A 12,006-nucleotide genomic window follows, 5' to 3' on the forward strand; every position below is an offset into this window, starting at 1 on the left:
TTGTATAGCAATTCATCATTTAACCGCATAAGTTAAAGATCATCGAAATTAAACAATAAAAGATTAGAGCCGTGGACTATGAGTGAACAACAACCAAAATTTGAGATTCGTGATGAAGAACAGCTTTCAGTCGATTTGATTGAAGCACAATATGCGTTAAAAGAAAGTCGGGGCAAACCCAACGCTAAAAGCACACTGATATTAATGAGTGGTATTGAACTGGCTGGAAAAGGCGAGGCCGTTAAGCAGCTTCGTGAGTGGCTAGATCCACGATATTTACGAGTCAAAGCAGACGCGCCACGTGTGCTGACAGACACAGAAGCATTTTGGCAATCTTACTCGGAGTTTATTCCGACTGAAGGTCAAATCGTGGTGATGTTTGGCAATTGGTATAGTGATTTGCTCGTCACCGCAACGCATGTTTCCGAGCCTTTAGATGATTCTCGCTTTGATGAATATGTTGAAAATATGCGGGCATTTGAACAAGATTTAAAAAATAACTATGTCGATGTGGTTAAAGTCTGGTTCGATCTATCATGGAAATCGCTGCAAAAACGTTTAGATAAAATAGATCCGTCAGAGCAACACTGGCATAAGCTGCATGGTCTAGACTGGCGTAATAAAAAACAATATGACACTTTGCAAAAGTTACGCCGTCGTTTTACCGATGATTGGTACATTATTGATGGCGAAGATGAAAAGCAGCGTGATCAATTTTTTGCTCAATACCTTTTACAACACATGCGTCAACTTCCAGAGCATGAAACTGAAGTTAAAGGAAAATGGCAGCAAGCTAAAATTCCAGAGAGTTTATTAAAACCTTCTAATGAACCACTTGAAAAAGCTGAATATAAAAAAGAGCTGGATAAGCTGAGTAAGAAAATTGCCGATGTCATGCGTTTTGATAAACGTAATGTCGTGATTGCTTTTGAAGGCATGGATGCAGCCGGTAAAGGTGGGGCCATTAAGCGAATCGTTAAAAACTTAGACCCACGTGAATATGATATTCATTGTATTGGTGCACCTGAACGCTTTGAAGCACGACATCCTTACTTATGGCGCTTTTGGAACCGCATTAATGAAGCTGAAAAAATCACGATTTTTGATCGGACTTGGTATGGGCGTGTGCTTGTTGAACGTGTCGAAGGTTTTGCTTCACCTTTAGAATGGCAGCGTGCCTATGATGAAATAAACCGCTTTGAAAAAGATTTATTTGATAGTCAAACGATTGTAGTAAAAATTTGGCTAGCGATTAGTAAAGATGAGCAAGAGCAGCGTTTTAAGGCCAGAGAAGAAACACCGCATAAACGTTTTAAAATTACCGCAGAAGATTGGCGTAATCGTGATAAGTGGGATGATTATTTAAAGGCAGCAGCCGATATGTTTGAGCGAACCAGTACTGAATATGCACCTTGGTATATCGTTGCAACTGATGATAAATATACGGCACGTCTGGAAGTATTGAAGGCCATTTTAAAACAGCTGAGAGCAGACTAAGCTCTCAGCTACAAGGCAAACATTAATTTACAATAGTGCCACGGCTTTTTTGCTGAATACGTTTTGCAAGGTTATAACTGTCATTCAGATGAGTTTCTGCTATTTTTTTCATCATGAAATAGCCTAAACTTGCTGCTACAATTTGTCCGCCTAGCGGTATAAATTTAGTCACCTGTTTTGTTACGATTTTGCCTAAAAAGCCGTTAAATGTTTTTTTAACGGTAGTACGTGCGACTACAAAACCTGAAAATTCAAAACCGCGTTTACGTAACTCATCCCAATGAATAGTTTTAGTTTTTGGGTCGTAAACGCTCACGTGCTCAGGTGCTAAACCAAAACGGGAATTGATATCTGGAATCAGGTGCGACAAAATTCCCAAATCTACCGCCACGTCAAAAAAAGGAATCGGTACAATTGCCGCTCCGGCTGAGACGTAAGCTCTTTTTTTGATGAGATCATGGCACTCATCGCGAATTTGTTCCAGATTTAGGCTAGGATCAATATAGTCAGGAATCTTGTCAATTTTCATAATGTCTACCTGTATAAGTTCTTGATGGCGTCATTCAAACCAAGTGTAAGTGACACCTTGAGTTAAATTATGCTGTGTTTAAACCAACGTGACATAGTCAGATTCAGTTGTATAGTAATGAATGTTTATGATTTTGTGCATAAATTATGCAAGCAGGAAATGAAATAAATGGGGATCCATGTTATTCAAAGTCAACGTATTGATCTGTTGTTGCAAGGTGTATTGGCGTCTACATCTCAAGCTTCAACGCATCCATTACAGGTTTTGAAAACCCAACATTTTATTGTTCCAAGTCCTGCGGTCGAGCAGTGGCTGATACAAAAACTTGCAGAACAGCAAGGCATGAGTGCCAATTACCAGTTTCACCAACGGGTACGAGGTTTCCAATGGTTTGCCTATCAGCAAGTTTTAACTGCGCATAAAGAACAGGTCCGTAAAGCGAACATCCCGCGTTTGATTTTTAAATGGCGGGTGCATCAGGCTCTACACGAATTTATTCAACCTGACACGATGAGCATCGATACGTCGCATCCTTTACATTCTATTGTTCAGCGTATTTATGACAGTGCAGATCGACTCGAACAAGGCATAGATAAACAATTAAAAAAACAAAAAATGCTGTATTGGGTCGCTGAGCAGGTTGCCGATCTATTTAGCAACTATATGATTTATCGTGGACAGTGCCAGCGTGGTTGTGAAAATAGTTGTACCTGTCCGGAAAACTGGTTGTCTGCTTGGGGACAGGGCCGAGCACTCGATATTGAAAAATATATTGTGCAGAAAGATGAAGAAGTGACTGCTTTTGCATTACATCAAACTGAGGAGCTAGAGCGTTGGCAGCGTTGGTTGTGGCAGCAACATTTTCATGATGATTTTGTGCAGATGCAGCAAATTGACGCGTTGTTTTGGCAAGAGTTAGATCATCCAGACCGTGGTAAGCGTGCTATTTCAAGATTACCTAATCAAGTGGTGATCTTTACGTTATTAGATTTGCCGCCAAGTCAGTTACAGTTCTTACGCCGTTTAGGTCAATATATTGATGTCTTGATTTTGCACTATAACCCTTCACAAGAATATTGGGCCGATAGTGTCGATCCACTCTGGAAACAGCGTTATGACTTAGGGGTAAAAGAGCGTTTTATTGCGAAAAATCCAAAGGCTACTGATGCTGAAATTAGCGATTTCTTTAATAAATTCACACTCAATTTTAATGCTGAAGCGCGTGAGTCTAGACATCCGCTTTTAACCAGATTGGGTAAACAAGCCCGCGACCACTTTTCTTTATTATCGAATTTATCTACAGGTGAGGAAGGTAAGTGGGTTGATGCTTTTGTAGATGATTTCCCAGAAAGTTTACTCGGTAAAGTTCAGTCAGATATTTTGCATTTGGTAGAACCGCAAGCTAAGCAATATGAACTCGCTCCAGACGATGACTCTATTCAGATTCATGTTTGTCATTCGACTTTACGTCAGCTTGAAGTACTAAAAGAGCAATTGATTGGTTGGTTGGCTAAACCGCATGAACAGCCGCGCCGTCCAAACGATATTTTAGTTCTAGTTCCTAATTTGGCTGATATAGAGCCTTTAATTCGAAGTGTATTTCCCGCTACTGCCACTGAGCAAGGTGTACATTTGCCAGTGAAAATTGCAGGTGTTGCATCACTTGATGCACTTAATGCTTGGCGTGCCGTAATTGGGCGTATTCAACTGATGCAGGGCCGTTTTAGCTTTGATGATTTTGCTGATTGGTTAAGCTTGCATGCGACCCAGCAACGTTACGAACTTGAGTATGTTCAGGTCGAGCGAATTTTAAATTTACTTGCCGATGCGGGCTTTAAACGAGGGCTTGATGCAGAGCATCTCAAGCGCAGTTTGTGTGACGGTGATGATGATTATCGATATAGCTTTAAATTTGCCTTAGAGCGATTGGCTCTTGGCATTGCCGTGCCTGTACATGCGACGTTTAATCAGGTGTTGAGTTATGCCAAAGTTCAACCGAGCGATTTCGAGCTGATTGGTACACTTATTCAGATTTATCAAGATTTAAATGAGCGCCGTGATTGGCTGACTCTGCATGAACAAGGAAAAGTCTATACGGTTGAATATTGGCTCCAAGTGCTAGGCAAAGATATTGTTGAGTTTGAGCAGGTCGGTGTTGCAGCTTTAAAGGCTGTGCGGGAAATTGTTAAAAAACAAGAACGGATGTTGACACTCGCAAGTTATTACGCCGAGACAGAAACAGGAACTTTGCGCAAAATTACCTTGCCTCTGCCTTATATTATTGAAGAAATTCAACGGACTTTAGAAAGCCAAAGTGCGCAAGCTGAACCGACAGGGCAGATTACCTTTGCTCAAATTGGACATATTCGACCGTTACCTTATCGTTTAATGGTGATGCTAAATCTTGATGCAGGACAATTTCCAAACCGTGATACACACGTTCCATTTGATTTGATGGATGCACTGCGCCAACAGTTAGGCGACCGCTCTCGACTTGAAGATGATCAAGGTGCTTTTTTAGATGCTTTATTATTAGCCCAAGAAAATTTATGGCTGTTTTATAACGGCTTTGATGTGAACGATGGCGAGGTGCGCGAACCCTCCAGTATTCTTCAAGAGTTCCGTGAACATCTTGCCTTGATTGTGAAAGCTGAAAACGATGTACCTGAAAATGTAGTTGTTGAAGGAATTGAGATTCCATCACAGTTAAAACAACTCTATCACTTACATGATTTACAGCCCTTTGACCCGAAAGGTTTTACTGTCGAAAAAAGTGTTATTCGCTACCAAGATCACTGGTTTAAGGTCGCTTCACAAATTCAGCAAGTTTCAGGAAGTCGCCAACCTTGGGCAAATACGACCTATCCGCTACAAGCGCCTGACATGCTGGTTTTAGAGAGCCAGCAGTGGATACAGGATGTGACGTTCCCTGCACGTTTATATTTGAAAACTTTAGGGGTAGAAAACTTAGGAAGTGTCGGAGTGCTCGACCAAAATGAACCGTTATTATTAGATGGTTTAGGGCGTTATGCGATTCGACATTTTTTACAACAATCTGACCAGCACGCACAACCTGAAGTATTAATTGATCAGCTGCCTGTAGGTAAAGTCAAATATAGCGCATGGCAACAAGGTGTGTTTGAGCAAGAATGTTTGCTTGAACGCCTTCACCATTATGCACCAGCAGTGACACAAACAACTCAGCGTATTTGGCGAATTGCTAAACAACTTCATATGAATATTACGGTTCCAAAGTCTGAAACTCGGGATTGGGTGAGTATGGAACCTTCAAGCGCTCGGGCAAAAAGACGAGCCAAAGTCTGGTTGGAACACCTACTTTGGTTAGCTTACTTAAATGAGGGAAGTGCAGGAGCTGAAAAGCGCCGTATTGTGGTTTTTAGCGATCAAACTGTGATTTGTAGTGGTGTAAGTTCTGAGCAAGCTCGGCAATATTTACAGCCATGGTTTAAAATCTGGCGTCATGCACAGCAACAACCATTGGTTCTACCAGCAGCCTTATTATTAAAGCCATTAGAAAAAGCCAAAGCATATCAGTGGGAAACAACAAATCAGACAGAAAAAGCAAAACTGGATGAGAAGAGCTACACTGAGCTGTTAAAATACTGGAATGAGACAGGGTCATTTACCACAATGGATATGACTCAAAATGAAGCTTGCAAGTTGCATCGAGACTGGAGCTTTATTTTACAAGAACAAGATGCGCAAGCTTTGCTTCAACATGCTTGTGATGAGTTTGCGTATGATCTGTATCATCCGGTTTTTCAATTTCAACATTCGGAGTAAGACATGAACTCAAGAGTACAGGTGTCTTATCAACCTATTATTGATATTGAATTTAGTGGCTTACACTTAATTGAAGCTTCGGCAGGTACAGGAAAAACCTATACCTTATCAAGTTTGATGGTCCGTATCTTTCTTGAAAAATACTTGCCTAGACAAGTCATTGCGACCACGTTTACCCGTGCTGCTGCTGCTGAGTTAAAAAGCCGTATTCGTGCACGTTTGGTTGAAACGTACCGTTATTTAGATGCCAAGCGTAGTTTTACAGAACAAGAATTACTTACGCAGGCAGAGCAAGAACCTGATTTATTACTCCAGCATATTCTAAAGCATTTTGCGACGCGTATTGCCTATGCGTGTGAACGTTTGAAATTGGTTATAGATCAGTTAGACGAACTATTTGTCGGAACACTCGATAGCTTTAGCCAAAAACTATTACGTGAGTTTGCCTTTGAGAGTGGCAAAATTGAACGTGCTCAAATCACCGATGATGCTAAAATTTATAGTCGGCAACTGATCCATGATGTACTGCGTGAATGGATACAGTCTCAACCTCAGACTGTGATTGATGCGTTGTATTTGGCAGGTGAGCTTAAGAGTGTCGACAGTTTTGTCAAACTCGTTGAAGACTCACTGAATTTTAGTTCGGCTCATTTTAAGCTTCCCGAAAAACCAACCATTCAATTTGAACAGCTTGCTCAGCTCAAACAATTAGCGACAGAAATTGATATCAGCCTTTTAGAAGCATATTACTTGCTTGATGGCGAGCACTATAAACATGTGAGCGGAACAGTATTTAGAAATGGGGCATTTAATAAACTATTTAGTGAATGTTTACCGCAGCTACTACAAGTTCTAAAGCAAAGCGACATTATTTTAGTTTTTGACTGGTCATTAGCCGCACAAAGAGAACTTATTTTTAAGTTTTTAGGTCAACTTGCCGATCAAAAAGTTTTCAAAAAATGCCCTGCTGAAATTTCAGATGGTTTCTATCAGCATCCTTGTATTCAGCAAATTCAGAAGCTGTTTGGTATGCTGAAAAACTACGCCGAGCAGTTCGACCAGCTTCATATTTATTTAAAAGCTTATTTATGTGTAGAGGTTAAAAAACGTTTACCACAGGTTTTGCAAAATAAAGGTGAAACTACTTTTTCTCAGCAAATTCGTACACTTTCAGAAGCTTTAAAAGGTGAGCAGGGGCAACGTTTTGCTGTATTTGTTCAAGCGCGTTATCCCTTAATTTTGGTCGATGAATTTCAGGATACCAACCAAGATCAAGACGACATGTTGGCGAGTATTTGGCGCCATCCAGAGCGCTACCAAAAAGGCTGCATGATTATGGTGGGGGACCGTAAACAGGCGATTTACGGCTTCCGTGGTGGGGATATGCTCACCTTCTTAAATGCCTATAAAGATATTCAAGCCAAACATGGCCGCGAATATAAGTTAATTCATAACCATCGTTCCGTTGCTGATCTGGTTGATGTGGTTGACGCCTTATTTCAACGACAAATCGACTTTGGTGAAGAGGTTCAATATGACCCAATTCGAGCGGGCACTCGACCTCATCCTGTACTGATTGAGCAGAACAATCATAATCCTTACCCTTTGCGCTGGTTAATGCTCAAAGATAAAGAAACAGAGGCTCAGCAAGTTGCATGGAAGATTCGAGATCTACTTAACCAGTCACATGCCGGACAACTATATTTTCAAAAAGATGCTCAGACTCAAACCTTAAATGAAGACGATATTGCGGTATTGTCTCGTAATCATGATGGGCTGGATAAAGTTCAATTTGAGCTAGAGCGTTTAGGAATACGAGTTAACAGGCCATCAAAACGAAGTGTTTTCGATTGCTCGATTGCTCAAGATGTGGGTGCTTTGTTGACCGCTATACTTCATCCTTACGATGAGGCAAAAGTGAAGCGAGCTTTAATTAGCCGTCTATTTGCCATGGATTTAAAACAACTCTTGCAGCTTGAGCAGACAGCCGAAGGGTTAAGCCAGTTTATGACTGGTTTTGACACGATTAGAGAGTTGTGGTCCGCTCAAGGCTTTTTAGTGGCATGGCAACAATGCCTCATCCAGTTTGATATATGGCAAAATTTGGTTGCAGCTCAAAGTAAAGATAATGAACGGGTTGTGGTGAACTTGCGTCATTTAACTGAAATCTTGAGTCAGCACAGTGAGAAATACTCAGGTGCTCAGAACCTTTATCACTGGTATCTCAAACAGTTGCGTTCTCCTCTTGACCGTGATTGGGAGTTAGAACGTAAATTATCGAGTGAAGCTGGTGTTCAGCTCATGACAATTCACCAGTCAAAAGGGCTGGAATTTAAGATTGTATTTTTATTAGGTGCAGATAAGCCCTTTCGAGAAAATAATAAAACACTCAATTTTTCGACCCAAGATATTGTCAAACCGGCCTCAAACCAGACTTTGACTCAACGTGTCGTTGCGATTGCTGACAAAACTTATTTAAATGAAATAGAACTTAAGCAACATGAAGAACGAGCGCTCGCTGAACAGAATCGACTTTGGTATGTCGCTTTAACGCGAGCAAGCCACCGCGTCTATGCTGTTCTACAAGATCTTGATGGTAAGTCAGTATCAGGTCTCGCTTTTTGGAAAAATAGAACTGAACCTTTTCAGCACCGTTGCTGTAAGGATGAAATGGTTTTGGAACAGATTCCACAAGCAATTCATTTAACCAAGCAAACCAGTGTTATTGAAATACAAGCACAACGATTCCCTGAACAACGTTTTTATTCGAGAGGGAAAACCAGTTTCAGTTACTTGGCACAGCATTTAAAACATAAGGCTGGCACGGATTTATTGGCCAGCCAGAGCAATGATGCTGTATTGGCAGAAGATGAGTTAGACTTAATTAACACTGCTGAAGCAAGCAGGGCTCAGCCAATTGACTGGATAAAGAGTAACTTTCCGCGAGGAACGCTTGCCGGTAATTTCTTGCATGAAATATTTGAACATATTGATTTTCAATGTTCAGATGACTGGGTCATAGAAATACGTCGGCGTTTTAAAAATGACTATAGTGGCCTTTGGCAAGATTTACTTAATAAATATAACGAGAGCTTCCCTGAGCAAGAGGACGCTGAGAATCTGCTTTACCAGTCAGTTGCAGACTGGCTAAAAGATATTTTGCGAACACCGCTTTATCAAGGTTTCAGACTCAATCAACTTCAACAAGAACAGTATTTGTCAGAGTTTCCTTTTTATTTGGCACTGTCAGATCGAGTTTTAGCAATGACACGTATTCAGCAACTCTTCGCTGAGTATGGGTTGAATATGCCGGAATTACTTGAGGCTCGCTCAGCACGTTACCTCAATGGTTCTATCGATTTGGTTTATTTTGATGGGCAGCGTTACCACATTGCCGATTATAAAAGTAATTACTTAGGTGATGATCTTGCAGATTATCGTAGTGATAACATTGCTCAAAGCATGTCTTTGGCAAGTTACTGGCTACAAGCAGGTTTATATCTCGTTGCGTTACATCGCTATTTGCAAGTCAAAATGCAGGATTACCAGATTGAGCAACACTTAGGTGGGGCAACTTATCTTTATTTACGTGGTATGAATGGTGAAGCGGAGCAGGGGTATTATTACTGGCAACCTAGCGTCGAGTTTATCCTTCGTCTTGATGCCATTTTGGGGTATTTTGCTGAGGATAAAATAGCATGAAAAATGCTGATAAAAAGCGTAAATTGAAGATTAACAAATACTTGACATGTGGATAAGCCTGTCTATAACCATGTGGACAAGCGTGTGGAAAACTAGGTGGATAAGTGTGTGGACAATCTAAACAGCCCTGAACAAGCCGATTTAAGTTGGTTAACAACGTGGAGTAACTTCTTAAATCAGGCTCCATTTACTGAACAATCGCAAGTACCAGAAGCCACTTCTTACTTGCAGCAGCTTATTGAAGCGAGCTTACAAGGCGATAGCTGTATTGATATCAGTTCAGAGCAAATTGCAGCACTTGGTCAGCTTGCTATATCTGCCGATCAAGCAACCTTAAAAGTTGCGCCGTGCGTCTACGATGAGCAGGGGTTGGCATTATACCGATATTGGCACCTAGAGCAACGACTCGCAGAACAAATTTGTCGATTAAAGCAACAATTAATTCAACCAGTCTCTTGTGATGACTATTTAGACCTGCTTACCGATCCTCATCAACAGGCAGCTTTACAAATGGTTGCTCGGCAAAGTTTGAGTATTATTACGGGTGGGCCGGGGACAGGGAAGACGTATACGCTGGCTCGTATTATTGCTGTACTTAGCCAAGCCATCCCTCATATTCGTGTGGCGATGGCTGCTCCAACAGGTAAAGCAGCACAGCGAATGCAAGAGGCTTTACAGAACTCATTTAACGATCCTAAATTGTTTGAGTCCGGATTAGTTAGTGAAGAGCTCAGAAATCAGGGAACACAAACGATTCACCGTTTGTTGGGGATGGGACATAGCCAGACACCACGGTTTAATCAAAAACAGCCTTTGCCTTATGACGTGATTGTCGTCGATGAAGCTTCCATGCTGGATTTAAATCTGGCTACTCTTCTATTCGAAGCAGTGCCTGAGTCTTGTCGAATTATTTTATTAGGAGATGCAAATCAGCTCGCTTCTGTCGATGTCGGAGCTGTTCTTGCAGATTTGCAACAAATACAGGCGTTGGCTGATAACCGAGTACAATTACAAACCAGTCGTCGTTTTGCTGAAGGTGCGTTGATTGGACAAGTGGCCAAATTTATTCAGGCACAAAGCTATCAACAAGACCATGTAGAGGTTTTGCAGCAGTTTGAAATTGATATTGTTCAAGCTTCAGAATTAAAACCTATACTTCTACAAAGAGATATGCCTGATGTTGTTCAGCTTGAATATTTACCAGAAGGGAATCTATTAGACCTAGATCTCTATTATCAAAAGCTAATGCTCGGTTTCCAAGGGTATGTACAGAGTCTAAAAAATTATTTAAAAGAAGAACGCTCGATTGAACAGGTCCAAAACGTAGTAAAAGCATTTGATGACTACCGGATTTTAACCGCGGTTCGTCATGGTCCGTTTGGATTGCAGCAGTTAAACCAATATGCACAGCGTTGGTTGCAACAGCAACTTTCAATAGTGACGGCAGGGGGATGGTATGTCGGTCGTCCGGTCATGATGACTTATAACGACTATCAGCTCGGTATTTCAAATGGTGACATTGGTTTGTGTTTTGAACATAGAACTCAGCCACAGCAGTTTGAAGTATATTTTCCAAGTTTGAATAAATGGGTCGCTGCAAATCGATTGCCTAAAAGTATTCAGAGTGCATTTGCCTTAACGATTCATAAATCGCAAGGGTCTGAATTTACACATACTGCTGTCGTTTTAGATCAAGCCGCAAAGAATTTATTAAGCCAAGAGCTTATTTACACTGCGATTACACGTGCTAAAAAAGTAGTCAGTCTTTTGGTTCATCCCGAAGCTTTACTACAGTCCTTTACAGTTCGTACTACACGAAAAAGCGGTTTAGTTCAAAAAGTTAATCGGTTAGTTCGTTAAGACAAACTTAATATTTTTACCCTTGTAAGAAAAAGCTTACATAGATTCGAGATATTTGCTGCTAGAGTACACCCCGTGTTTTTGAGATTATAAACGCACAACGAGCTTGGCACGGAATGTCGGGCAAAATCGCACAATAATAATAACTTAAGTCGAGAGACTGCGAACTTACAATGAAGTAGGTGTATAAAGAGGAAACTTACAGCCGCTAAGCCTTGTAGTTTTGGGAGAGACTACAGGGCTTTTTTATATTCTACTTTTCACCATGTTTCAAAAAGCATTCGAACATTTCGTTTTTAACACTATCTTCACTCTGTTTTTGTCTAAAGATTTAAATCAATAATATCAATATATTTATCTATAATATGATTTCAAAACAGGCATTTTTCCTGTGAATTGTTAAGTTATATGTTATACAGAACTGTACGTTAAAGGTAAAAATGGCTATTTACCAAATATTATACAGACCTGTACGTTTTCACTTACATGATGATAAGAAAAATACTACTTTTCTTCATAATTGGATATGTCACAATACATCACATAAGGAAATAGAAACAAAAACATCGGAAGTGAGTTAAAACAACAAGAAGGATGTGACTAGCATCTCACCA

General features: G+C 40.6%; 5 protein-coding genes. 4 read left to right on the forward strand and 1 reads right to left on the reverse strand.

Going from position 1 to position 12,006, the window contains the following annotated elements:
* Positions 1-78: 78 nt before the first annotated feature.
* On the forward strand, positions 79-1,497 hold the full coding sequence (locus tag J536_RS10620) for a phosphate--AMP phosphotransferase (protein ID WP_032062870.1): 1,419 nt from the start codon (positions 79-81) through the stop codon (positions 1,495-1,497).
* A 22-nt stretch (positions 1,498-1,519) separates the two neighbouring features.
* Here the strand turns inward: J536_RS10620 and J536_RS10625 are convergent, their stop codons facing one another.
* Entirely contained in the window at positions 1,520-2,026 is a 507-nt protein-coding gene (locus J536_RS10625) for a hypothetical protein (protein ID WP_016142355.1), read from the reverse strand.
* Positions 2,027-2,194: 168 nt separating this feature from the next.
* Between J536_RS10625 and J536_RS10630 the strand changes: the two genes are divergently transcribed.
* From J536_RS10630 to recD, 3 genes are all read left to right on the forward strand, one after another.
* Positions 2,195-5,830, forward strand: a complete 3,636-nt coding sequence (locus J536_RS10630) for an exodeoxyribonuclease V subunit gamma (RefSeq protein WP_032062871.1) — start codon at positions 2,195-2,197, stop codon at positions 5,828-5,830.
* 3 nt (positions 5,831-5,833) lie between these two features.
* On the forward strand, positions 5,834-9,532 hold the full coding sequence (locus tag J536_RS10635; RefSeq protein ID WP_032062872.1) for a UvrD-helicase domain-containing protein: 3,699 nt from the start codon (positions 5,834-5,836) through the stop codon (positions 9,530-9,532).
* A 108-nt stretch (positions 9,533-9,640) separates the two neighbouring features.
* Positions 9,641-11,392 carry an exodeoxyribonuclease V subunit alpha gene (gene recD, locus J536_RS10640; RefSeq protein ID WP_032062874.1) on the forward strand — a complete coding sequence of 584 codons (1,752 nt, stop codon included), beginning with the start codon at positions 9,641-9,643 and terminating at the stop codon, positions 11,390-11,392.
* Positions 11,393-12,006: the final 614 nt, after the last annotated feature.

The sequence above is a fragment of the Acinetobacter sp. 809848 genome (assembly GCF_000581275.1).
In the GTDB taxonomy this organism is placed as follows: domain Bacteria; phylum Pseudomonadota; class Gammaproteobacteria; order Pseudomonadales; family Moraxellaceae; genus Acinetobacter; species Acinetobacter pittii.